The 26,858-nt window shown below is 69.0% G+C and carries 2 protein-coding genes (1 of these 2 cut by a window edge); both read right to left on the reverse strand.

Annotated features, from left to right (window positions below; all coding sequences use genetic code 11):
* Positions 1–15,072, reverse strand: a complete 15,072-nt coding sequence (locus CAG33_RS28900) for a non-ribosomal peptide synthetase (RefSeq protein WP_085638152.1) — start codon at positions 15,070–15,072, stop codon at positions 1–3.
* Positions 15,072–26,858, reverse strand: the 3' portion of a protein-coding gene (locus tag CAG33_RS09770) for a non-ribosomal peptide synthetase (protein WP_085638155.1). 624 nt of this gene lie beyond the right edge of the window; the window shows 11,787 of its 12,411 coding nt (coding positions 625–12,411); its start codon lies off the right edge, out of view — the gene reads right to left on this strand; the stop codon is at positions 15,072–15,074. Before CAG33_RS09770 ends, CAG33_RS28900 begins: the two co-directional genes overlap by 1 nt.

Genomic DNA, 26,858 nt, shown 5'->3' on the forward strand with positions numbered 1-26,858 from the left:
TCAGGACATGACTACAGGTTCAACGATCTCACCGAGCATTTCTTCAGCCTCCGACAGGAAAGTTTCATGGCGCGGGATCTCGAAGTGCCCGCAATCGAGCCATTCCCCGCCCATGCCCGGCTGCTCCAGTTGCGCCGCCAGTTCCATGGCCTCCTCTTCCCGGCCCAGCGTCCACCAGCACACCGGCGAGACGGCCAGCGGCGGGCAGCGCTCCAGCTCCAGCGACAAGCGCTTGAGCCGGCGCGCGACGCTGAACACATGGGCCAGTTCATCGGCGCCCAGGGCCACGTAGGTCGATGCCCCACGCTCGGCCCCCAGGGCGGCCTCGAACACCGCCCGCACCGCCTGCGCCGACTCTTCGCCGTCGATGGCCGCGCCCGCAGCCGCCTGCGGCAGGGTCACCCGCAGGAAGTCGCGCAGGTCGGCCTGCCAGTCGTCCACCGCCCCGGCGTTCACGGCCGCCGACGGCACGAAGCTGTCCACCAGGCCGACGAACTCGACCTGCTGGCCGGCCTGCTCCAACTGCGCGGCCATCAGCATCGCCAGCGTCCCGCCCAGCGACCAGCCCAACAGGTGATACGGCCCCTGCGGCTGCTTCGCGCGGATCTGCGCCACGTAGTCGCTGGCCATGCGCTCCAGCGACACATCGCTGAAGGCCGGGTCCAGCAGCATCCGCGACTGGATCGCCAGCACCTGGCGCCGACCGCCCAGACGACGGGCCAACGGCTCGTAGTCGAACACCGTGCCGAAGCCTGCGTGAATGCAGAACAGCGGCGCCCGGCCCTTGACGTCGGCGTTCATCGCCAGCAGCCCGGAGGCCTTTTCGGCGCTGCCCTGAACGCTGGCCACCAGTTCCGCGATGCTCGGCTTCTGCATCAGGTCGCGCAGCTTCAGGCTCAGGCCCTGGGCCTTCAGCACGCGGCTGCGCGCCACCACTTGCAGGCTCAGGATCGAATCGCCGCCCAGTTCGAAGAAGTTGTCGGTCAGGCCGACGCGTTCGATCTTCAGCACGTCCTGCCAGATGCCCGCCAAGGCCTTCTCCAGTTCGGTGCGCGGCGCCACGTAGTCCTGACGCTGTTCGGCGCCAGGATCCGGCAATGCCTTGCGGTCGAGCTTGCCGTTCGGGGTGAGCGGCATGCGCTCAAGCAACATCAGGTGCGCAGGCACCATGTAGTCCGGCAGGCTGGCCTTGAGCTGCTCGCGCAGGCGTTCGCACAAACCGTCCGCCGGTGCATCGGCGGCGGCCAGCACATAGCCGAGCAATTGCTTGCCGCCGGCACCCTCGCGGGCCACCACGGCGGCGTCGCGCACGCCCGGCAGTTGCTTGAGCCGCGCCTCGACCTCACCCAGCTCGATGCGGAACCCGCGGATCTTCACCTGATGGTCGATCCGGCCCAGGTAGTCGACGGTGCCGTCCGCACGCTGGCGCACCAGGTCGCCAGTGCGGTACAGGCGGCTGCCGTCGGCGCTGAACGGGTTGGCCACGAAGCGCTCGGCGGTGCCGCCGGCGCGTCCCAGGTAACCCCGGGCCAACGCGCCGCCCAGGTACAGTTCGCCCGCCACCCCGACCGGCAAGCGGTTGAGGTCGCTGTCGAGCACATACCCGCTGCGCTCACCGACCACGCTGCCGATCGGCGCGTACGCCGCCCCGCACACATCCTGCGCGCCGGCCTTCCAGATCAGCGGCGTGACCACGGTTTCGGTCGGGCCGTAGCCGTTGATGATGTACTGCGGCTTGAGCGCACGCTTGGCCAGTTCGAAGCTCGCCACCGGCACCGCGTCGCCGCCGAAGCAGTAGATGCGCACCGGCGGCGGGTTGCCGTCCTGCTCGGCGTGTTCGGCCAACTGCTGCAGGTAGACCGGCGGGAACGCCGCCACGGTCACGCCGTGCCGGTGCATCGCGCTGTAGGTCTGCTCGGCGGTCCACAGGCTGTCGTCCCGGATCAGCAGGCGCGCACCGTGGGTCAGCGTGGTCAGCCAGCGTTCATGGGCGCCGTCGAAGGCGAACGACATAAAGTGCAGCTCGCAGTCCGCTTCGCTCATTTCGTAGCGCTCGCCGATGGCCCGGCAATGCATCGCCAGCGGCCCGTGGGCGACACCGACGCCCTTGGGCAGGCCGGTGGAGCCGGAGGTATAGATCACGTAGGCCAGGTTGCCCGGCTGCACCGCGACCTCTGGCGCGCGGTCCGGTCGGTCGCCCAGCGCCAGGCGGTCCAGTTCCAGCACCCGCAGGCCGTCCTGCACCGGCATCACCTGCCGCAGGCCCGAATCGCTGAGCATCAACGCGATGCCCGAATCGCGCATCAGGTAACTCAGGCGCTCACGCGGGTACGTCGCGTCCAGCGGCACATAGGCGCCGCCGGCCTTGAGCACCGCCAGCAGGGCGACGATCATGTTTTCGCTGCGCGGCAGCGCCACGCCGACCCGCACTTCCGGGCCGACGCCTTCGGCGATCAGCGCATGGGCCAGGCGGTTGGCCCGGGCCTCGATCTGGCCGTAGCTGAAGGCCTGGTCATTGAACACCACGGCGGTCTGCTCGCTGCGCTGGATCGCCCACTGCGCGATGCGCTCATGCACCGCCGGTGCCGGCGGTTGTGGCGCGGCTTCGGCCGGCGCCACAACCTGGGCGGTCGGCAGACCGATGCGGCCCAGCGGTTGCGCGGCGTCTTGCGCCAACGCTTCCAGCAGCCCTTCCATGTCGCTGCGGATGCCTTCCACGGTCGCCCGGTCGAAGTGCTCGCGCAGGAACATGTATTCGATCACCAGACCGTCTTCGAGCGTGACCATCAGGTCCATCGGGAAGTTGGTCAGGCCGGCGCTATCGCTCTCGCCGAACGTCAGCGAATCGTCGCGCCACTCGCGCAGCGCCTGGTCGATCGGATGGTTCTCGAACACGATGATGCTGTCGAACAGCGACTGCCCGGTGCGCCCGGCCCAACGCTGGACGTCGGACAGCGGCGTGTACTCGCGCTCGCGCATTTCCAGGTTGAAGTCCTGCAGATCGCGCAGCCACGGGCCCACCGCCTGTTCGGCCGGCACGTCCTTGATCACCGGCAAGGTGTTGATGAACAGGCCCAGGATCGACTCCGACGCCGGCAGGCTCGCCGGCCGTCCGGCCACGGTGGCGCCGAACGTCACGGTGCGCTGGCCGCTGTAGCGGCTGAGCAGCATCAGCCACGCGCCCTGCACCAGGGTGTTGAGGGTGACCTGCTGGGCCTGGGCGAATACCTTGAGCCGTTCGGTGCGCGCTCCGCCCAGTCGGCTGTACAGCGCCTCGTGACCGCGCCCCTCGCCGGTGCGCGCCACGGTGTCGGCCAGGTACGTCGGTTCGTCGAGCAGGCTCAGGTGCCCGCGCCAGAAGCCTTCGCTGGCGTTGGCGTCCTGCTGTTGCAGCCAGTTGATGTAGCGACGGTAAGGCACGGCCGCAGCCAGCGGCTGGCCGGAGTACTGGCTCAGCACCTCGCCGATCAGCTGCGAACTGCTCCAGCCGTCGATCAGGATGTGGTGATAGGTCCAGATCAGCTGATGGCTGTCCTCGCCCACCCGCACCAGCGTCAGGCGTTGCAGCGGCGGACGGTCGAGGTCGAAGCCCTTGGCCCGCTCGTCGGCGGCCAGCGCCTGCAAGGCCGCTTCAGAATGGTCCTGGTCGCGCCAATCGAGCAGGCTCACCGGCAATTGCGGATCGGCCAGCACGAACTGCAGCGGTTCGGCCATGTCCTGCCAGAGGAAACCGGTGCGCAGGATGTCGTGGCGGCGGCTCACCGCCTCCCACGCCGCCTTGAACCGCGCGGGCTCAAGACCCTGCACCGGAATGCTCACCTGGTTGATGTACAGGTCGGCTTCCGGCGAGTTCAGGCCCAGGAACAGCATGCCCTGCTGCATCGGCGACAACCGGTACAGGCCGTCGAGCCGGCCTTGCGGCAACGGCAGCGCGGCGACCTGAGCCTCGCTCAGGCCATGCAGCGGCATGTCCACCAGCGCGGTCTGCGGCGCAGGTGTGCCTTCGGCGGCCTGGGCACGCAGGGCCAGTTGCTGAATGGTCGGCTGCTGGAACAGGTCTTTCGGGCTCAGTTCGATGCCCTGCTGACGGGCGCGGCTGACCACCTGGATCGAGACGATCGAATCGCCGCCCAAGGCGAAGAAACTGTCGGTGGTGCTGACCCGCTCAAGGCCCAGCACCTCTTTCCAGATGTCCACCAGCGCCTGCTCCACCGCACCGGACGGCTCGACGTGGTGCTGCGCCGCCGAGAATTCCAGGGCCGGCAGGCGTTTGCGGTCCAGCTTGCCGTTGGGGCTCAGCGGCATCTGCGCCAGCCAGACCCGGTGCGCCGGCACCATGTAGTCCGGCAGGCTCGCGCCCAGCCAGTCCGACAGGCTGTCGTGCAGCGCATTGCGCACGGCCTCGGCGGCGTCCACGGTCGCCGGATCGCTCGGCACCAGGTAGGCCACCAGTTGCTGGCTGCCCAGCACGTCACGGGCGACCACCACGGCTTCGCGCACGGCGGCGTGCTCCACCAGCCGCGCCTCGATTTCGCCCAGCTCGATGCGCAGGCCGCGCAGCTTGACCTGATGGTCGATCCGGCCGACGTACTCGATCACGCCGTCGGCGCGGTAGCGCGCCAGGTCACCGGTGCGGTACAGGCGCTCGCCGGCACCGAACGGGCTGGCGACGAAACGCTCGGCGCTCAGCCCCGGCCGGCGGTGGTAGCCGCGGGCCAAGCCCACGCCGCCCAGGTACAGCTCGCCGGCCACGCCCGCCGGCAGCGGATTGAGCCCGCTGTCGAGGATGAAGGTCGACAGGTTGGCGATCGGCTGGCCGATCGGCACACCGTCGCGGCCCTCGTCGCGGCACGTCCAGTGGGTCACGTCGATGGCCGCCTCGGTCGGGCCGTACAGGTTGTACAGGCCGGCCTGCGGCAGCTTGGCGAACACCTGCACCTGCGCATCCACCGGCAGCGCTTCACCGCTGCACACGATGCGGGTCAGGCCGGTGCAGCTCGACACCCCGGCGTCCTGCAGGAAGGCCTGGAGCATCGACGGCACGAAGTGCAGCGTGGTGACGCGCTCGGCGTTGATCAGCGCGATCAGCTTCGCCGGATCACGGTGGTCGCCCGGTGCGGCGACGACCAGCCGCGCACCGGTCATCAGCGGCCAGAAGAACTCCCACACTGACACGTCGAAGCTGAAAGGGGTCTTTTGCAGCACGGTGTCGGCGGCGTCCAGGCCATAAGCCTGCTGCATCCACATCAGGCGGTTGGTCAGGGCCCGGTGCGAGTTGCCCGCGCCTTTCGGCATCCCGGTGGAACCGGAGGTGTAGATCACATAGGCCAGGTTGGCGGCGTCGTACGGCACCTGCGGGTTGTGGGTCGACAGGTCGGCGAAGTCCGCGCCCGTCGGCTCCAGGCACACGGTCTGCACGCCCTCGGGGATCGGCAGGCTGGCCAGCAAATGCGGCTGGGTCAGCAACAGGCCGATGCCGCTGTCGCCGATCATGTGGCTGAGGCGGTCGCGCGGGTATTCCGGATCCAGCGGCACGTAGGCGCCACCGGCCTTGAGGATCGCCAGCAGGCCGACGACCATTTCCAGGCTGCGCTCGACCGCGATGCCCACCAGCCCGTCCGGGCCGACGCCCCGGGCGATCAGCCCGTGGGCCAACTGGTTGGCCCGGGCGTTGAGCTGGGCGTAGCTCAGGGTCTGGCCGGCGAACACCAGCGCCGGGGCGTCCGGGGTGCGCAGGGCCTGGGCCTCGATCAGGCTGTGCACACCCTGCTCCAGCGGATAGTCGATGCCGGTGGCGTTCCACTGCTCGACCATCAAGCGGCGGTCGGCGGCGTCCAGCAGGTCCAGGGCGCCGAGACGGATGTCCCCCGACTGCACCATCTGCGACAGCAGGTTGTTCAGTTGCGCGCTCAGGCGTTCGATCACCGAATCGGTGAACGCGCCGCGTCGGTAGCTGTAGTGCAGCGACAGCTCATCGCTGACGTTCACCGCCAGCGTCAGCGGGTAGTTGGTCTGCTCGTGGTTGTCGACGCCGCCGAAGTGCAGCTCCTGCGGTGCGCCCTCCTCCAGCGCCTGGGACACCGGGTAGTTCTCGAACACCAGAATGTTGTCGAACAGCGCCTCGCCGCTCTGCCCGGCCCAACGCTGAATGTCGAACAGCGGCGTGTACTCGTGCTCGCGCAGGGCGATGTTCTGCGCCTGCACGCTCTGCAGCCACTGGCCGACGCTGTGCTCGGAACGCGGGCTGGCGATCACCGGCAAGGTGTTGATGAACAGGCCGATCTGCTGCTCGACGCCCTTGAGCTCGGTCGGACGGCCGGCCACGGTGGCGCCGAACGCCACGCTCTCCTGCCCGGTCAGGCGTTGCAGCAGCAACAGCCACGCCGCCTGGATCAAGGTGTTGAGGGTGACCTTCTGCTGCCGGGCGAACTCGCCCAGGCGGCGGGTCTGCGCGGCGTCGATGAACACGTAGCGTTCGCCGTGACCGTCGCGCGGCGCGTCGCCATGGGGAGCGGCGATCGCCTGGGCCAGGCGCGTCGGCTCTTGCAGGTGGGCCAGTTGCGCCGTCCAGAACCGTTCGCTGACCGTGGCGTCCTGACGCTGCAGCCATTCGATGTAATCGCGGTAGCGGCCGGTCGGCGCCGGCAGCGTTTCGCCGGCGTAGCGCTGAAGCACTTCGCCGAGCAGCTGCGAGTTGCTCCAGCCGTCCATCAGGATGTGATGGTTGGTGTAGATCAGGTGGCAGCGCCGGTCATCCAGACGCACCACCGCCATGCGCAGCAGCGGCCCTTGGCCGAGGTCGAAGCCCTCGGCCTGCTCGTCGGCCGCCAACGCGTCGAGCGCGGCTTCGGCGTCGACGCGACCGCGCCAGTCGAGCACGCGGAACGGCATCGGCAGTTGCTTGTGCACCACCTGCACCGGCCTCGCCAGGTCACCTTGCCAGACAAACCCGGTACGCAGAATGTCGTGGCTGTCCACCGCCGCCTGCCAGGCTTGGCAAAAGCGTTGCGGGTCGAGGCCTTCGACGTCCAGGCGCACCTGGTTGATGTAGTCGCCGGACGCTTGCTCGTAGAGGCTGTGGAACAGCATGCCTTGCTGCATCGCCGACAGCGGGTAGATGTCGGCGATCTGCTGGGCCGGCCACGGCAGGCTGTCGAGCTGCGCCTGGGTCAGCCCGGCCAGCGGGAAGTCCGACGGCGTCAGGCCTTCGGCGCCCGGCGTCACGCAATGGGCGATCAGCGCGGCGAGTTCGTCGGCGTAGTCCTGAGCCAGCTGTTCGATGGTGGCGCTGTCGAAGCGCTCGCCGCTGAAGGTCCAGCCGACGCTCAGTTCGCCGCCGTACACCTGACCGTTGAGGGTCAGCCAGTTGCCCATCGGCGCATCGGGGCTCTGCTCCAGGCCGGCGTTGTCCGGAGCCGGCGCGAACAGCGCGCCGTCGTCGGCCTCGAAGCTGCCGTCGAACTGGCCCAGGTAGTTGAAGGTGATGCGCGGGCTCGGCAGCGCCCGCAGGCTGGCCTGGGCCTGGGCATCGCCCAAGTGGCGCAGGGCGCCGAAGCCGATGCCCTTGTTCGGGATCCCGCGCAGTTGCTCCTTGATGCGCTTGATCGACTCGCCCGCCCCTTCGGCCGGGGTCAGGCGCACCGGGAACAGGCTGGTGAACCAGCCCACGGTGCGGGTCAGGTCGACGCCGTCGAACAGTTCTTCACGGCCGTGGCCTTCCAGCTGGATCAGTGTCGACGGCTGGCCGCTCCAGCGTCCGATCACCCGCGCCAGCGCCGTCAGCAGCAGGTCGTTGACCTGGGTGCGGTAGGCCGCCGGGGCTTCTTGCAGCAGTTGCCGGGTCAGCTCGGCGCTGAGGCGGGTCTGCACGGTCTGCGCCAGACGGTTCTGCTGGCCGGCGTCGAGACGCTTGCACGGCAGGTCGGTGGCGGCGCCGCAGAGGCAGGCCTGCCAGTAGGCCAGTTCCTGCTGCAGCACCGGGCCATTGGCGTAGCGCTGCAAGTGCGCGCTCCAGTCCTTGAACGCCGTGGTCTTGGCCGGCAGTTCCGGCGCCTGGCCGTCGACCGCTTGCCGGTAGGCGTTCTGCAGGTCTTCCAACAGAATCCGCCACGACACGCCGTCCACCGCCAGGTGATGGATCACCAGCAACAGACGCTGGCTGCCGTCGGCCAGGGTGGCCAGCACCGCGCGCAGCAACGGGCCGTCTTGCAGGTCAAGACTGCGCTGGGCACGGTTGCCCAGGGCTTCGAGCGCCGCGATGTCGGCGATGTCTTCCTGCCAGAGCAAGGCTTGCGGCAGAGCCTCCACCGCCAGGTGCTCGGCCTGCCAGGCCTCGCCCTCCCGGCGGAAGCTCAGGCGCAGGGCATCGTGATGCACCGCCAGGGCCTGCAGCGCCTGCTCGATCTTGTCGGCCTGAAGCGGCTGACGCGGCTTGAGCAGCACCGACTGGTTCCAGTGGTGACGCTCGGGGATGTCATCCTCGAAGAACTGCTGCTGGATCGGCAGCAGCGACGCTGCACCGGTGACCGCTTGCTGGTCGATGCCGGACACGTCCTCGCCGATCTGCGCCACCAGGGCCAGACGCTGCACGGTCTGGTGCTGGAACAGGTCTTTGGGGTTGAGGCGGATGCCGGCCTGACGGGCGCGGCTGACCACCTGGATCGAGATGATCGAATCGCCGCCCAGTTCGAAAAAGTTGTCGTTCAGGCCCACTTGCTCAAGCTTGAGCACGTCCTGCCAGATGTCGGCCAGACGCCGCTCCAGCTCGCTTTGCGGGGCCTGGTAGGCTTGCTGCGCCTGGCTCGCGTCCGGCGACGGCAGGCTGCTGCGGTTGAGCTTGCCGTTGGCGGTCAGCGGCAGCTGCGCCAGCAGCAACAGGTGCGCCGGGATCATGTGGTCCGGCAGGTTTTCCTTGAGCGCGGCGCGCACGTCGTCACGCCAGCGGGCTTGCTCCGTCGCGTCGGCGTCCAGCAGCGCGGCATCGGCCGGCACCAGGTACGCCACCAGTTGCTGGCCGCTCGGGCCTGGCTGCGCCAGCACCACGGCCTGGGTGATCGCCGCCTGCTCCAGCAGTTGTGCTTCGATCTCGCCCAGCTCGATGCGGAAGCCGCGGATCTTCACCTGATGGTCGATCCGCCCGATGTATTCGATCACGCCGTCGGCGCGGTAGCGCGCCAGGTCGCCGGTGCGGTACAGGCGACCGCCGTCGGCGGCGAACGGGTCGGGAATGAAGCGCAGCGTGGTCAGGTCAGGCCGGTTCAGGTAGCCCCGGGCCAGGCCAGCTCGGCCCACGTACAGCTCGCCGATGCAGCCCTTGACCACCGGGTTGAGGTCGCCGTCGAGCAAGTACCACGACAGATCCGGGATCGGCTCGCCGATCGGGCTGCTGGCCTCACGCGAAAGATCCGCCAGCGAGATCGGCCGGTAGGTCACGTGCACCGTGGTTTCGGTGATGCCGTACATGTTGATCAGTTGCGGGGCGCGGTCGCCGAAACGGTCGAACCACGGCCGCAGGCTCTTGACCTCCAGCGCCTCGCCGCCGAACACCACGTAGCGCAGCGCCGGTTGCAGCGCCGCGTGTTCCGGGGCGCACGCCACTTGCATCAGTTGCTTGAACGCCGACGGGGTCTGGTTGAGCACGGTGATGCCTTCGCGGCACAGCAAGGCGTAGAAGTCTTCCGGCGAACGGCTGACCTCGTAAGGCACCACCACCAGTTTGCCGCCGTACAGCAGCGCGCCGAAGATCTCCCACACGGAGAAGTCGAAGGCGTAGGAATGGAACAGGCTCCAGGCGTCCTGGGCACCGAAGCCGAACCAGGCGTCGGTGGCCTCGAACAGACGCAGCACGTTGCGGTGCGCGAGCAAGGTGCCCTTCGGCTGGCCGGTGGAGCCGGAGGTGTAGATCACGTAGGCCAGGTTGTCCGGGCTCATGTCCACGTTCGGGTTGGCGTCGCTGTAGCCTTCCAGGCCGTCGCGCTCTTGGTCGAGCATCAGGCTGCGCACCGATTCCGGCACCGGCAAGCGGCCGAGCAGATGGCTCTGGGTCAGCAGCAGGCCGATGCCGCTGTCGCCGATCATGTAGGCCAGACGGTCCTGCGGATAGGTCGGGTCGAGCGGCACGTAGGCGCCGCCGGCCTTGAGGATCGCCAGCAGGCCGACGAGCATGTCGAGGCTGCGCTCCACCGCCAGGCCGACGCGCACGTCTGGCCCCACGCCGCTGGCGATCAGCTTGTGCGCCAGCGGGTTGGCGCGGGCGTTGAGCTCGCCGTAGGTCAGGGCCTGTCCGTCGCAGGTCACGGCCACCGCGTGCGGGGCCCGCTCGGCCTGGTCTTCGATCAGGCGGTGCAGGCAGCGCTCGCCCGGGAACGCGGTCAGCGCCGGGTTCCATTGCGCCAGCGTGGCCTGACGCTCAGCGGCGTCCTGCACCGGCAGGTCGGCGATGCGCTGGCCGCAGTCGGCGACGATGCCGTGCAGCAGCGTCGTCCAGTGCTGCGCGAAGCGCGCCATGGTGGCGGCATCGAACAGGTCGGTGGCGTAGGTCAGTTCGGCCCAGACGTTGTCCACCGATTCGAACGTGTCCAGGGTCAGGTCGAACTGGGCGGTGTGCGACGCCCAGCCCAGGCCTTCGATCTCGACCTTCGCCAGGCGCGTGGCACCCGAGGCGCGGCGGGCCTGGCTCTGGTGGTTGTGCAGCACCTGGAACAGCGGGCTGTGGCTGAGGCTGCGCTCCGGTTGCAGGGCGTCCACCAGTTGCTCGAACGGCAGGTCCTGGTGGGCCTGGGCGCCGAGCACGGTGTTCTTCACCTGCTGCAGCAGGCTGCGGAAGGTCTGCTGGCTGTCGAACTCGGCCTTCAGCACCTGGGTGTTGACGAAGAAGCCGATCAGGCCTTCGGTCTCGACCCGGTTGCGGTTGGCCACCGGCACGCCGACGCGGATGTCGGCCTGGCCGCTGTAGCGGTGCAGCAAGGTCTGGAACGAGGCCAGCAGCAGCGCGAACAGGGTGACGTTCTCCCGTTGCGCCACCTGCTTGAGGCCGGCGGCCAGTTCCGCGCTGAGCGGGATGTCCTGACGCGCGCCGCGGTGGCTTTGCTCCGGCGGACGCGGACGGTCGGTCGGCAACTCCAGCAGCGGCTGTTCGCCGTCGCCCAGTTGCGCGGTCCAGTAGTCCAGTTGGCGCTCGCGTTCGCCGGCGTCCATCCACTGGCGTTGCCACACGGCGTAGTCGGCGTACTGCACCGGCAACGCCGGCAGTTCGACGTTTTGGCCCTGGCTGTAGGCGGCGTACAGCGCCACCAGCTCATCGACCATGATGCCCATCGACCAGCCGTCGGAGACGATGTGGTGCAAGGTGATGATCAGCGCATGGTCATCGGCGGCCAGGCGCAGCAGCTTGACCCGCAGCAGCGGGCCCTTCTGCAGATCGAACAGGTGCAGGGTCTCGGCGGCGACCAACGCTTGCAGCGCGGCGTCGTCCAGGCCGCCGTCGATCACCTCGACCGGCAGCTCCAGCGCCCTCTGCGCCTGGATCACTTGCAGGGTCTGGCCCTGCTCCTCCACAAAGCAGGTGCGCAGGGATTCGTGGCGGGCGATCAGTGCATCGAAGCTGCGCCGCAACGCCGCCAGATCCAGCTCGCCGCGCAGGCGCAGCGCCGCCGGCACGTGGTAGGCGGTGCTGGTCGGCTCCAGTTGCCAGAGGAACCACTGACGCTCCTGGGCGTAGGACAGCGCCAGCGGTTGCAGGCGCGGCAACGCCACGATCGGCGGCTCCTGACGGGCCTGATCGACCCCGAGCGCGGCGACGAAGTCCGCCAGGGTGCTGTGCTCGAACAGGGTGCGCAGCGGCACCTGCACGTTCAGCGCCTGACGCACCCGCGACACCACCTGGGTCACCAGCAGCGAGTGCCCGCCCAGCTCGAAGAAGTTGTCGCCAAGGCCCACTTGCTCAAGCTTCAGCACCGCTTGCCAGATGCCGGCCACGGTGTGCTGGGTGGCGGTCTGCGGCGCGATGTAGGCCGATTGCCGTTGGCTGGCGTCAGGCGCCGGCAGTGCCTTGCGGTCCACCTTGCCGTTGGGCGTCAGCGGCAGTTGCGCGAGGAACAGCAGATGCGCCGGCACCATGTACTCCGGCAGTTCGGCTTTGAGGCTGGCCTTGAGCGCGGCGCGCAACGCGGCCTCGCCGTCGGCGTCCAGGCTTGCGCCGTCGGCCGGCACCACGTAGCCCACCAGTTGCGGGCCGGTCGGGCCGTCCTGAGCGACGACCACGGTTTCGCGCACGCTGTCGAGGGCCAGCAGGCGCGCTTCGATTTCCCCCAGTTCGATGCGGAAGCCGCGGATCTTCACCTGATGGTCGATCCGCCCGATGTACTCGATCACGCCTTCGGCGCGGTAGCGGGTCAGGTCGCCGGTGCGGTACAGGCGTTCGCCGGTGCCGGAGAACGGATCCGGCACGAAGCGTTCGGCGGTCAGGGCCGGACGCTGGAAGTAGCCGCGGGCCAGGCCGTCGCCGCCGATCAGCAGTTCGCCCGGCGCGCCGAGGGGGTTCAGTTCCAGGTCGCTGCCCAGGATGTACAGCGCGGTGTTGTCGATGGGCTTGCCGAGGAACGGACGGCTGCTGTCCGGGCTCAGCGGATGCAGCGCCGACCAGATGGTGGTTTCGGTCGGGCCGTACAGGTTCCAGACCTTCGCCGAGCGCGCCAGCATGCGCTGCGCCAGCTCCTGAGGCAGCGCCTCGCCGCCGCAGAGGAAGGTGCGGCCGTCGAGGAGGGCGGCGTGTTCGTTGTCCAGCAGCATGCGCCAGGTGGACGGAGTGGCTTGCAGCATGCTCACGCCGTGGCGGGCGATCAGCTCCAGCACCGCCTGCGGGTCCTGGTGCACGTCCTTGCCGGTCAGCACCACGGCGGCGCCGGCCAGCAGCGGGCCGTAGATCTCAAGGCCGAAGATGTCGAACGAGAACGTGGTCAGCGACAGCATGCGGTCGGCAGCGGCGATCCCCGGTTGCCCGACCATGCTGACGACGAAGTTGCTCAGGGCGCCGTGGCGCACCATCACGCCCTTCGGTTTGCCGGTGGAGCCGGAGGTGTAGATCGTGTAGGCCAGGTGTTCGGCGTCCGGCGCCACGGCAGGGGCCGATGTCGGGTAATCCGCCAGCCAGTCCTGCGGCCCATCCAGCAGCACGGTGGCCAGGCCGGCCGGGATCGGCAGCAGCGTCTGCAGGTGGGATTGGGTCAGCAGCAGCTCAAGGCCGCTGTCCTCGATCATGTAGGCCAGGCGATCTTCCGGGTAGGCCGGGTCCAGCGGCACGTAAGCGCCGCCGGCCTTGAGGATCGCCAGCAGGCCGACGATCATTTCCACGCTGCGCTCGACGGCGATGCCCACCAGCCGGTCCGGGCCGACGCCCAGCTCGATCAGCTTGTGCGCGAGGCGGTTGGCGCGGGTGTCCAGTTCGGCGTAGGTCAGCTGCGCGTCGCCGACGATCAGGGCGACGGCGTCAGGCGTCTGCCGGGCCTGCAAGGCGATGCGCTGGTGCACGCACGGCGCCGGCGCGGCGTGGTCGACCACGCGGTTCCAGTCCTGCAGCAGCACTTTGTGTTCGCTGTCGTCCAGCAGCGGCAGTTCGCCGACACGCTGGTTTGGCGCGGCGACGATGCCGCGCAACAGGTTGAGCCAGTGACGGGCCAGGCGCTCGATGGTTTCAGGCTTGAACAGGTCGGTGGCGTAGGTCAGTTCCGCCGCCACGCCCTCGCTGGACTCGTAGGTGCCCAGGGTCAGGTCGAACTGCGCGGTGCGGCCCTCCCAGACGATGTCCTCGACACTCAGTTGCGGCAGCTGCACCTGGCTCTGGCGCTGGGCCCGGTCGTTGACCGCCTGGTGGTTGTACATCACCTGGAACACCGGGCTGTGGCTGAGGCTGCGCTCCGGTTGCAGGGCTTCGATCAGTTGCTCGAACGGCAGGTCCTGATGGGCCTGGGCCTCCATCGCCGCTTGCTTGACCTCGGCCAGCAGACGGTTGAACGGCAGTTGCCCGTGCACCTGGGCGCTGAGCACCTGGGTGTTGACGAAGAAGCCGATCAGGCCTTCGGTCTCGACCCGGTTGCGGTTGGCGGTCGGCACACCGACGCGGATCTGCGGCTGGCCGCTGTAGCGGTGCAGCAAGGCCTGGAACGAGGCCAGCAGCACCATGAACAGGCTGGCGCCTTCGCGCTGCGCCAGGTGCTTGAGCCCGTCGGCCAGGTCCGTCGGCAGGTTCAGGTCCAGGCGCGCGCCACGGAAGCTCTGCACCGCCGGGCGCGGATGGTCGATCGGCAGTTCCAGCACCGGCTGCTCGCCGCCCAGGGTCTTGACCCAGTACGCCAGTTGCCGCTCACGTTCGCCGGCCTCCAACCAGTGCCGTTGCCAGATCGCGTAGTCGGCGTACTGCACCGCCAGCGGCGGCAGGGTCAGCGGTTGGCCGGCGGTGTCGGCGGCGTACAGCTTGATCAGTTCGCCGACCAGCACCTGCATCGACCAGCCATCGGAAATGATGTGGTGCTGAATCAACGCCATGACATGGTCGTCGTCCGCCACCTTGAGCAGCGCGACCCGCAGCAGCGGGCCCTGCTGGAGGTTGAACGGGCGCGCGGTCTCGCCTTCGACGAACGCCTTGACGGCGGCGTCCACCGCCGCCGCGTCCAGCCCCGGCGCCAACGGCTGCACCGACACGCTCAACGGCATGTGCGGGTGGATCACCTGGCAGGTCTTTTCATCGTGCTCGACGAAGGTGGTGCGCAAGCTCTCGTGGCGCGCCACCAGGGCATTGAAGCTGCGCTCCAGCGCCGCGACGTCCAGCGCGCCCTTCAGGCGCAGGGCGCTGGGGATGTGGTACGCGGTGCTGTGCGGGTCCATCTGCCACAGGAACAACTGGCGTTCCTGGGCATACGACAGCGGGATCGCCTCGAAGCCTGTACGGGTTTCCGGAATCGGCAGGTTGGCCGGCGAGACGCCCTCTTCGAGCATCTTTTCCAGGTACAGCTTACGTTTGTCCAGCGGCAGAGTGATAAAGCGCTTGGCAATCCTCAAAGCAACACTCGTGTCCATCAGACCTCCTCCATATCGTCAAGCAGGGCTTCCAGCTTGCTCAGTTTCTGTTCATTGATAGCCCCGCCTCCTGTATTGAGGTGAGCGACGAAGTCGCCCAGGACGGGGTGCTGGAATAGCAGTTGCGGAGTCAGGCTCAGCCCCAGTTCAAGGGCCATTCGCGACACGACATTCACCGCCAGCAGCGAGTGCCCGCCCAGTTCGAAGAAGTGATCGTTCAGACCGATCCGTCCGACGGACAGCACCTGCTGCCAGATCGCCGCGACCTGCTGCTCAAGCTCCGACTGCGGCGCGACGTACGCGGCCTGCATTTGGCTGGCGTCCACCGCCGGCAGCGCCTTGCGGTCGAGCTTGCCGTTGGGGGTCAGGGGCAGCTGTTCGAGGAACAACAGGTGCGCGGGAATCATGTAGTCAGGTAACGAAGACTTGAGGCCAGTCTTTAGTCCCTCGCGCAGTCGGCGTTGCGCCTCGCCGTCGGACAGATCCAGTTGCGCGGCGGCCACGTACGCCGCCAGTTGCGCGCCGCCCTCGCCGTCCACCGCCAGCACCGCCGCTTCGCGCACGCCCGGCTGGGCCAGCAGGCGCGCCTCGATTTCGCCCAGCTCGATGCGGTAGCCGCGGATTTTCACTTGGTGGTCGATCCGGCCCATGTACTCAAGCTCGCCGTCCTCGCGCAGGCGGATCAGGTCGCCGGTGCGGTACAGGCGCTCGCCGTCGCCGGCGAACGGATTGGGCACGAACTTCTCGGCGGTCATCGCCGCACGGCCCAGGTAGCCCCGGGTGACGCCGGCACCGGACAGGTACAGTTCCGCCGACACGCCCTGGGGCACCGCTTGCAGATCGGCGTCCAGCAGATGGCTGGCGGAATGGTCGAGCGCCCGGCCGATGCGCGCCTGGCCACCGGCGCGGCGGCGGGTCCAGGTTGAGTAGGTGGTGTCTTCCGACGGCCCGTAGAGGTCGTAGACGTGCTCGATGCCCGGCGTTTGGTACAGCGCCTCCACCAGCGCCTGCTTCAGCGGCTCGCCGGCCAGGTTGACGATCCGCACGCCCGGCGGGATCTGCCCGGCACGCTGCAGCGCGGCGATGGCCGACGGCACGGTGTTGATCAGGCGCACCTGGTCCCGCGCCGGCAAGTGCGGCAGCTCCAGGGCATTGCGGGCGATGATCAGCGACCCGCCGTTGGCCAGGGTCACGAACAGCTCCCACACCGACAGGTCGAAGCACACCGACGTGGACGCCAGCACGCCCTGGATGTCCTCGCGGCGGTACACCTGCGCCGACCAGTCGATCAGCGCCATGACGTTGCGGTGGGCGATCGCCACCCCTTTCGGCTTGCCGGTGGATCCGGAGGTGTAGATCACGTAGGCCAGGTTGTCCGGCGTCACCTGCGTACGAGGCGTCTCCCGGGCATAGCCGTCCAGCGCGACCTCGTCCATCAGCACCACGTCGGTGCCGGCGCCCACGGTCAGGGTGGCGGCGATGTCCCGCTCGGTCAGCAGCACCCGCGCGCGGCTGTCTTCGAGCATGTAGGCCACGCGGTCGGCCGGGTAGTCCGGATCCAGCGGCACGTAGGCGCCGCCGGCCTTGAGCACCGCCAGCAACGCCACCAGCAAGTGCTCGGAACGCGGCATCGCCACGCCCACCCGCACTTCCGGGCCGACGCCCAGTTCGATCAGCTTGTGCGCCAGGCGGTTGGCTCGGGCGTCCAGCTCGGCGTAGCTCAGTTGCCGTTCGGCGAAGGTCACGGCCAGCGCGTCCGGGGTGGCGGCCACCTGACGGCCGACGGCCTGGTGGATGCACCGGTCGGTGACGAAGCGGTTGTCCGCAGGCTCGACATCGCACAGCGTCAGTTCGCTCAACGAGCGCTCGCCCGCATCGGTCATCTGGCTGAGCAGACGCTGCAGGTGCGCACCCAACTGCGCCACGCCGGCACTGGCGAAGCGGTCGTTCTGGTAGCTGAAGTGCACCGACAGCTCGCTGCCCAGGTGCACCAGCAGGGTCAACGGGTAGTTGGTCTGCTCATGGTTGACCACCGGGCCGAACCGCAGGCCCTGGGGGGCGCCCTGCTCCAGCGCCTCGGCGATCGGGTAGTTCTCGAACACCATCAGGCTGTCGAACAGGGCCTCGCCGCCCTGCCCGGCCCAGCGCTGGATCTGCGCCAGCGGCGTGTGCTCGAACTCGCGCAGCGCCAGGTTCTGCGCCTGCACGGCGGCCAGCCAATCGGCCAGGCTCTGCTGCGCACGCGGCGCGGCGATCACCGGCAGGCTGTTGATGAACAGGCCGATCTGCTGCTCGGCCCCCGGCAGATCCGCCGGACGCCCGGCGACCGTGGCGCCGAACGCCACGCAGTCCTTGCCGGTGTAGCGCTGCAACAGCAGCAGCCACGCCGCCTGCACCACGGTGTTGACGGTGACTTTCGAGGCGCGGGCGAACTCGCCCAGACGCTGGGTCAGCCCGGCGTCCAGCACCTGGTAGTGATCGCCGTAACCGGTGGCCGGCAACCCCGCCGCCGGACGCGCCATGGCATCGGCCAGGCGGGTCGGTTCTTGCAGGTTGTCCAGCGCCGCCCGCCACCAGACTTCGGCCGCTGCGGCGTCCTGGCGCTGCAGCCAGGCGATGTAGTCGCGGTAACGGCCCGCCGGACGCGGCACCGCGTCGCCGCTGTAATGCTGCAGCACTTCGCCGAGCAACTGCGCGCTGCTCCAGCCGTCCATCAGGATGTGATGGTTGGTGTAGATCAGGTGATGGCGCCCGGCTCCGGTGCGCACCAGCACCAGACGCAGCAGCGGTGCGCGGGTCAGGTCGAGGCCTTGGGCACGCTCTTCGTCGGCGAGCGATTGCAGGGCCGTGTCGAGGTCGTCCCGGCCGCTCCAGTCGAGCACGCGGAACGGCACCGCCACCTGGCGTTGCACCACTTGCACCGGCTGTTCCAGGTCGCCCTGCCAGACGAACCCGGTGCGCAGGATGTCGTGGGCATCCATCGCTGCCTGCCACGCGGCACGGAAACGCTCGGGATCGACGCCGTCGACGTCCAGGCGCATCTGGTTGATGTAGTCGCCGTTGCCGTGTTCGAGCAGGGTATGGAACAGCATGCCCTGCTGCATCGGCGACAGCGGGTAGATGTCGTCGATGGCCTGCGGCTGCGGCGCCAGCACGTCGAGCTGGGCCTGGGTCAGCGTGGCCAGCGGGAAGTCCGACGGCGTCACCCCACGGTTGGCGCTGTCGCAGCAATGGGCGATCAGCGCGGTCAGTTCTTGCAGGTAGTCGTCGGCCAGGCGCTGGATGGTCGCCGGCTCGAACATCTCGCGGCTGAACGTCCAGCTCAGGTCCAGTTCGCCGCCGAACACTTTGCCGTCCAGGGCCAACGGGCTGCCCAGCGGGCCCTGCATGTTCACCTCTTCGCCGCCGGATTCGGCGGTCGGCGCGAACAGCGCATCGCCTTCGGCCTCGAAACCGCCGTCGAACTGGCCCAGGTAGTTGAAGGTCAGGCGCGGCGTCGGCAAGGCTTGCAGGGTCTGGCGCGCGTGGTCGTCGCCCAGGTGCGCGAGGGCGCCGAAGCCGATGCCCTTGTTCGGGATCGCCCGCAGCTGTTCCTTGATCTGCTTGAGCGAGGCCCCCAGGTCTGCGGCCGGCGTCAGGCGCGCCGGGAACAGGCTGGTGAACCAGCCGACGGTGCGGGTCAGATCGACCGTGTCGAACAGGTCTTCACGGCCATGCCCTTCCAGTTGCACCAGCACGCTGTCATCGCCGGTCCAGCGCACCATCACCCGCGCCAGCGCGGTCAGCAGCAGGTCGTTGACCTGGGTGCGGTAGGCCGCCGGGGCCTCCTGCAACAGTTGGCGGGTCAGCTCTTTGCCCAGCGGCGTGCGGATCGCCTGCGCCTGGCAGTGCTGCTGGCCGCCCTCAGGGTTGTCGCACGGCAGCGCCACCGACGCGCCTTGCAACTGCTGCTGCCAGAAGCCCAGCTCAGCCTGCAACGGCTCGCTGGCGGCATAGCCCTGCAACGCTTCGGCCCAGGCCTTGACCGAGCTGGTCCTGGCCGGCAACTGCACGGCGGCGCCGGCCAGGATCTGCCGGTAAGCGCTTTGCAGGTCTTCGAACAGGATCCGCCACGACACACCGTCGACCACTAGGTGATGGACGATCAGCAACAGGCGCTGGCTGCCGTCGGCCAGATCCGCCAGCACGGCGCGGATCAGCGAGCCGCCGTTCAGCTTCAGGCTGCGCTGGGCCTGGTTGCCCAAGGCCTCCAGCGCCGCAAGGTCAGCGACCTCGGCCGGGATGAGGATGGCTTCGCCCGCCGGCGCCTGCGCGCTGCGGTACTGCGCCGACCAGGCGTCGGCCTGCTCGGTGAATGCCAGGCGCAGGCTGTCGTGGTGCGCCACCAAGGCCTGCAACGCTTGCTCCAGCACCTGCCCGTCCAGCGGCTGGCGGGCCTTGAGCATCACCGACTGGTTCCAGTGGTGCCGGTCCGGGATCGGTTGGGCGAAGAACCACTGATGGATCGGCAGCAGCGCGGTCGCACCGCTGGCCGGCCGCTGGTCGATCGCCAGCAACGGCTCGCCGGTCTGCACCACGGTCGCCAGCGCCTGGACGGTCTGGTGCTGGAACAGGTCTTTGGGCGTGAAGCGCAGCCCGGCCTGGCGGGCGCGGCTGACCACCTGGATCGAGATGATCGAGTCGCCGCCCAGTTCGAAGAAGTTGTCGCCGAGGCCGACCCGCTCAAGCTTGAGCACGTCCTGCCAGATCGTCGCCAGTTGCTGCTCCAGCGCCGTCTGCGGCGCCACGTAAGCCTGCTGCAGTTGGCTGACGTCGGGCTTGGGCAGGTTCTTGCGGTCGAGCTTGCCGTTGGGCGTCAGCGGCATGCGTTCGAGGGTCAGCACGTAGGCCGGCACCATGTGCGCCGGCATCGTCGCCTTCAGTTGCTCGCGCAGGCCCTCGGCGAAGTCCGCCCGCTGCGCGTCGCCGACCACGTAGGCCACCAGGCGCTTGCTGCCGCCGCTTTCCTGGGCCACCACCACCGCTTCGCGCACGCCCTCCAGGGCTTGCAGGCGCGCCTCGATTTCCCCCAGCTCGATGCGGAAGCCGCGGATCTTCACCTGGTTGTCGATGCGTTGCAGGTAGTCGAAGGTGCCGTCGGCGCGCTGGCGCACCAGGTCGCCGGTGCGGTACAGCACGCCGCCAGCCTGGCCGAACGGGTCGGCGACGAAACGCTCGGCGGTCATCGCCGCCCGGTTCAGGTAGCCGCGGGCCACGCCGCTGCCGCCCAGGTACAGCTCGCCGGCCATGCCTTGGGGCAACAGGTTCAGGTCGGCGTCGAGCACATAGGCGCTTCGGTCGCCGATGCGGCTGCCGATCGGCGCATAGGCGGCGCCGCACGGTTCATCGCGGCCGGCCTTCCAGATCAGCGGGGTGACCACGGTCTCGGTCGGGCCGTAGCCGTTGATGATGTACTCCGGCTTCAGCGCACGCTTGACCTGTTCGAAGCTGGCGTTCGGCACCGCGTCGCCGCCGAAGCAGTAGATGCGCACCTTCGGCGGGTTGCCCACGCGCTCGGCGTGTTCGGCCAGCTGTTGCAGGTACACCGGCGGGAACGCGACCACGGTCACGCCGTGTTCGAGCATCGCGTTGTAGGTCTGCTCCGGCGTCCACAGGCTGTCGTCGCGGATCAGCAGGGAGCCGCCGTGGGTCAGGCTGGTCAGCCAGCGTTCGTGGGCGCCGTCGAAGGCGAACGACATGAAGTGGAATTCGCAGTCGGTGTCGCGCATCTCGTAGCGCTCGCCGATGGCCAGGCAATGCATCGCCAGCGGGCCGTGGGTGACGCTCACGCCTTTGGGGTTGCCGGTGGAGCCGGAGGTGTAGATCACGTAGGCGAGGTTGTCAGGATCCAGCGCCACGTCCGGCGCCTGGGCCGGACGGTCGCTGAGGTCGAGGCGGTCCAGTTCCAGCACGCTCAGCGCCTCGCCGACCGGCAGTTGCGCCGACACCCGCGAATCGGTCAGCAGCAGCGCCAGCCCGGCGTCCTGCATCAGGTATGCCAGGCGCTCGCGCGGGTAGCTGGTGTCCAGCGGCACATAGGCGCCGCCGGCCTTGAGCACCGCCAGCAGCGCGACGATCAGGCCTTCGCTGCGCGGCATGGCCACGCCGACCCGCACTTCGGCGCCCACGCCACGGGCCACCAGCTCATGGGCCAGGCGGTTGGCCCGGGCATCCAGTTCGCCATAGCTGTAGTGCTGGCCGTCGAAGATCACGGCGGTGCGTTCAGGCTGCTGCGCCGCCAGTCGGGCGTAGCGCTGATGCACGGCGATGTCCGTCGGGTAGGCCTGCGGCCGGTTCTCGGCCAGTTGCCGGGCGTGTTCCTCGGCAGTGGCCAGGGCGATCTCGCCGAGGCGGCGCTCGCCGGATTCGGCGAACCGCTCCAGCAGGTGCAGCAGTTGCGCGCTGAGGCGCTCGACGGTGGCGGCGCTGAAGTGCGCCCGGTCGACGCTCATGTGCAGCGCCAGGGTGTCGCCCAGGGTGACGCCCAAGGTCAGCGGGTAGTGGGTCTGATCCTGGTTGGCCACAGGACCGAACACCACGCCTTCGGCGGTGCCGTGCTGCAAAGCTTCGGAGATCGGGAAGTTCTCGAACACCAGCAAGGTGTCGAACAGCGACTCGCCGCCCTGCCCGGCCCAGCGCTGGATGTTCGCCAGCGGCGTGTGCTCGAACTCGCGCAGCGCCAGGTTCTGCGCCTGCACGGCGGCCAACCACGCGGCCACGGTCTGGTCCGGACGGCTGGCGGCGATCACCGGCAAGGTGTTGATGAACAGGCCCACCTGTTGCTCGATGCCGGCAATCTCCGCCGGACGCCCGGCCACGGTGGTGCCGAACGCCACGCAGGCGCTGCCGGTGTAGCGCTGCAACAGCAGCAGCCAGGCGGCCTGCACCAGCGTGTTGACAGTGACTTTCTGTTCACGGGCGAACGCGTTCAGGCGCCGGGTGCGCGCCGCGTCGAGGTCGTGATGCGTGAGGGCATGACCGCTTTCGGTGCGCACCTCGCCGCCGGCCGCCGCAGCCTGCGCCAGCACGGTCGGCTCCTGGAAGTCCGCCAGTTGCGCCAGCCAGAACGCTTCGCTGACGGCGGCGTCCTGACGTTGCAGCCACTGGATGTAATCGGCGTAGCGGCTCACCGGACGCGCCGGCTCAAGCCCTGCGTAACGTTGCAGCACCTCGCCGAGCATCTGCGCGCTGCTCCAGCCGTCCATCAGGATGTGGTGGTTGGTGAAGATCAGGTGATGGCGGTGTAAAGCGACGCGGATCAGGGTCACGCGCAGCAGCCCGGCCCGGGTCAGGTCGAAGCCTTGGGCCAGGTCGGCGGCGGTGAAGTCCTTGAGCGCCTGGGCGACGTCGTCGCGTTCGCGCCAGTCGAGCAGCGTGTACGGCAGTTCGAGGCGGCGGTGGATGATCTGCAGTTGCTCCTGCAGTTCGCCCTGCCAGATGAAGCCGCTGCGCAGGATGTCGTGGGCATCCATCGTCGCCTGCCACGCGGCGCGGAAGCGCTCGGGGTCGAGGCCGTCGACGTCCACGCACAGCTGGTTGATGTAGGTGCCGGTGCCTTGCTCGTACAGGGTGTGGAACAACATGCCCTGCTGCATCGGCGACAGCGGATAGAGGTCTTCGATGGCGGCGGCCGGCACCGGGATCGCGTCCAACTGCGCCTGGCCGATGTGCGCCAGCGGGAAGTCCGACGGCGTCACGCCCATCGATTCCGGCAGGCAGCAGTGGCGGATCAGGGCCTGGAGCTCGGTTTCGTATTCGGCGGCCAGACGGGCGATGGTCGCCTCGTTGAACTGCTCGCGGCTGAAGGTCCAGCGCAGGTCGAGCTCGCCGTCGTAGACCTGGCCTTCGACGCCCAGCCAGTTGTCCAGCGGCGCGTCCGGGCTCTGCTCGCCGCCGGCGCCCTCGCCGGCCGGGCTGAACAGCGCGCCCTCTTCGGCATCGAAACTGCCGTCGAACTGGCCGAGGTAGTTGAAGGTGATGCGCGGCATCGGCAGCGCTTTCAGGCTGGCCTGCACAGAAGCCTCGCCCAGGTGGCGCAGCACGCCGAAGCCGATGCCTTTGTTGGGGATCGCGCGCAGCTGTTCCTTGACCTGCTTGATCGCCGCCGCGACGGATTGCGCTGGGGTCAGGCGCACCGGGAACAGGCTGGTGAACCAGCCCACGGTGCGGGTCAGGTCGATGTCGTCGAACAGGTCTTCGCGGCCGTGGCCTTCCAGTTGGATCAGGGTGTCGGCGTGGCCGGTCCAGCGGCAGATCACCCGCGCCAGGGCGGTCAGCAGCAGGTCGTTGACCTGGGTGCGGTAGGCCGCCGGGGCCTGTTGCAGCAGCTGTTGGGTGAGGCGCTTGTCGAGGCGGCTGTGGACAACCTTGGCGTGACGGCTCTGGCGGCTGCCCTGCGGGTTGTCGCACGGCAGCGCCAGCTCGGCGCCGTCGAGCTGACGTTGCCAGAAGCCCAGTTCGGCCTGCACCGCGTCGGTTGCGGCGTAGGCCTGCAGATGCTCGCCCCAGGCCTTGTACGGGCTGGTCTTGGCCGGCAGCTGGATGCCCGTGCCTTGCGCCGCTTGCTGATAGGCCTGTTGCAGGTCCTCCAGCAGGATCCGCCACGACACGCCGTCCACCGCCAGGTGATGCACCGCCAGCAACAGGCGCTGGCTGCCGTCGGCGACGGTGGCCAGCACCGCACGCAGCAGCGGGCCATGTTGCAGGCTCAGGCTCTGCTGGGCCTTGCCGTACAGCGCTTGCAGGTCGGCATCGGCCAAGCCGTCCGCCGTCCACAGCAGCTCAGGGTCGGCCGCCACCGGCGCCACGTCGGCGCGCCAACCGTCGGTGCCCTCGACGAAGCGCGAACGCAGGCCGTCGTGGTGCGCCGCCAGCCCGTTGAGCGCTTGCAGCAGCGCGTCGGCATTCAGGGCCTGATGGCTGCGCAGCAGCACCGCCTGGTTCCAGTGGTGACGCTGGGGAATGTCGTCTTCGAAAAAGGTCTGCTGGATCGGCAGCAGCGGCAGCTCGCCGGTCACCGGCCCCTGATCGATGCTCACCCCGCCGCTGCCCTGCTGCGCCACCGCCGCCAGCGCCTGCACGGTCTGGTGCTGGAACAGGTCGCGCGGACTGAAGTGAATCCCGGCCTGACGCGAGCGGCTGACCACCTGAATGGAAATGATCGAGTCGCCGCCCAGCTCGAAGAAGTTGTCGGTCAGGCCGACCTGGTCGAGCTTGAGCACGTCCTGCCAGATCGCCGCGATCTTCTGTTCCAGCTCGCTGCGCGGCGCGACGAACGCCTGCTGCATCTGGCTGGCGTCCGGCGCCGGCAAGGCCTTGCGGTCGAGCTTGCCGTTGGGGCTCAGGGGCAGCGCGGCGAGGAACACCATCTGGGTCGGCACCATGTAGTCCGGCAGGCTGTCCTTGAGCTGCGCCTTGATCGCCTCGCGGGTTGCGCCCTGGCCGTCGGCCGAGGCGTCGACCACGGCGGCGTCCGCCGGCACCACGTAGGCGACCAGTTGCAGGCTGCTGCCGCCCTGCACCGCGAGCACCACGGTCTCGCTGACCGCGTCCAGCGCCAGCAGGCGCGCCTCCACCTCGCCCAGTTCGATCCGGAAGCCGCGGATCTTCACTTGATGGTCGACCCGGCCGACGTACTCGATCTGGCCGAGGGCGTTGTAGCGCGCCAGGTCGCCGGTGCGGTACAGGCGCGCGCCGTCGGCGGAGAACGGATCGGGGATGAAGCGCTCGGCGGTCAGGTCGGCGCGCTGGAAGTAACCCCGCGCCAGCAGTTCGCCGCCGAGCATCAGTTCGCCGACCACGCCGACCGGGGTCGGCTGGCCCTCGGCGTCCAGCAGGTAGGCATGGCGGCCCGGCAGCGGGTGGCCGATGGGCATCGTCAGCGGAAGCGCCTGCTGCCCGCTGACGTAGTCGCTGCAATCGAGGGTGGTGGCGGTGACGGTGGCCTCGGTCGGGCCGTAGGTGTTGAGCAGCCTCACGTGCCCCAGGCCCGCCTCGCGCCAGGCCTGCACGCCTTCCGGCGGCATCGCCTCGCCGCCGCTGTGCACCTGGCGCAGCGCGGCGTAGTCGCGCGGGCCTGCGGCGGCGAACTCCTTGGCGATCATGTTCCAGTAGGCGGTGGTCAGGTCCATCACCGTGATGCCCTGCCCGACGATCTGGCGGTACAGGGTTTCGCTGTCCCACACCTCGTTGCCGCGCAGCAGCACGCGGGCGCCGCAGGTCAGCGGGCCGAACAGTTGCTCGCCGAACGCATCGAAGTTGAACGTGGCGAACTGCAGCGCGCAATCGGCGGCGCTCAGGCCGTAGTAGTGCTGCGAAGCGAAGGCGTGCTTGCTCAGGGCGCCATGGCTGATGCCGACGCCTTTCGGGCGCCCGGTGGAGCCGGAGGTGAACATCACATAGGCCAGGTTGTCGGCCCAGACGGTGCGTTGCGGGTTGCCGTCCTCGTCGTGCAGCCAGGCTTCGGCCTGGTCCAGGCACAGGCTCCGGACGTTCTCGGGCACCGGCAGACGCCCGAGCAGATGGCTTTGGGTCAGCAGCAGGCGGCTGCCGCTGTCTTCGATCATGCACAGCAGGCGGTCGCGCGGGTATTGCGGATCCAGCGGCACATAGGCGCCGCCGGCCTTGAGCACGGCGAGGATGGCGACGATCAGCTCCAGCCCCCGGTCGACCGCGATGCCCACCAGCACCTCCGGGCCGACCCCTTCGGCCAGCAGCGTGCGGGCCAGGCGGTTGGCCCGGGCGTTGAGCTGGGCATAGGTCAGTTGCTCGCCGTCGAAGATCAGGGCGACCGCGTCCGGGGTCTTCGCCGCCTCGGCCTCGAACAGCTCATGCACCGGGCGCTCGCTCGGCCATGCGGCGTCATGACGGCCCCACTGGCGGATCAACTGCTCGTGTTCCTGCGCCTGCATCAGGCCGATGTCGCCGACCCGCTGCTGCGGATCGGCGGCGACGCTGCGCAGCAGCTCGCTCCAGTGCCGCGCCATGCGTTCGATGGTCTGCGCATCGAACAGGTCGCTGGCGTAGGTGAACGCCGCGTGCAGCTGGCCGCCCTTCTCGTAGGTGTCCAGGCTCAGGTCGAACTGGGTGCTGCGGCTTTCCCACTCGATGACGCCCAGCTCCAGGCCGTTGCCGACCTTGAGCGCGGTGACGTCGGCGACTTCCGGCTGGTGGTTGTACATCACCTGAAACAGCGGGTTGTAGCTCAGGCTGCGCTCCAGCTTCAGCGCCTCGACCAGGCGCTCGAACGGCAAGTCCTGGTGGGCCTGGGCGCCGAGGGCGGTTTCCTTGAGGTCGCGCAGCAGGTCGGCGAAGCGGGTCTGGCCGTCCAGTTGCGCACGCAACACCTGGGTGTTGACGAAGAAGCCGATCAGCCCTTCGATCTCGCGGCGGTTGCGGTTGGCGATGGGCACGCCGACGCGCAGGTCGGTCTGCCCGGTGTAGCGGTGCAGCAGCACATTGAAGGTGCCCAGCAACAGCATGAACAGGGTGACGCCGTGCTGGCGGGCCACGCCGCGCAACTGCTCGACCAGCCCGGCCTCGACGACGTGCTCCAGGCGCCGGCCCAGGTTGCTCGGCAGCACCGGGCGCGGACGGTCCAGCGGCAGTTCCAGCACCGGGTGTTCATCGCCCATCTGCGCCAGCCAGTAGTCGAGCTGGCGCTGCTGCTCGCCGGCCTCCAGCCAGCGGCGCTGCCACAGTGCGTAGTCGCTGTACTGCACCGGCAACGGCGGCAGTTCGGCGACGAT

Origin of the sequence: Pseudomonas sp. B3(2017), assembly GCF_002113595.1 — a bacterium.
In the GTDB taxonomy this organism is placed as follows: Bacteria; Pseudomonadota; Gammaproteobacteria; order Pseudomonadales; family Pseudomonadaceae; genus Aquipseudomonas; species Aquipseudomonas ekonensis.

Coding starts and splice junctions, on each gene's coding strand:
- CAG33_RS28900 (WP_085638152.1), bottom strand. CDS start 15,072: ATGGACACGAGTGTTGCTTTGAGGATTGCCAAGCGCTTTATCACTCTG.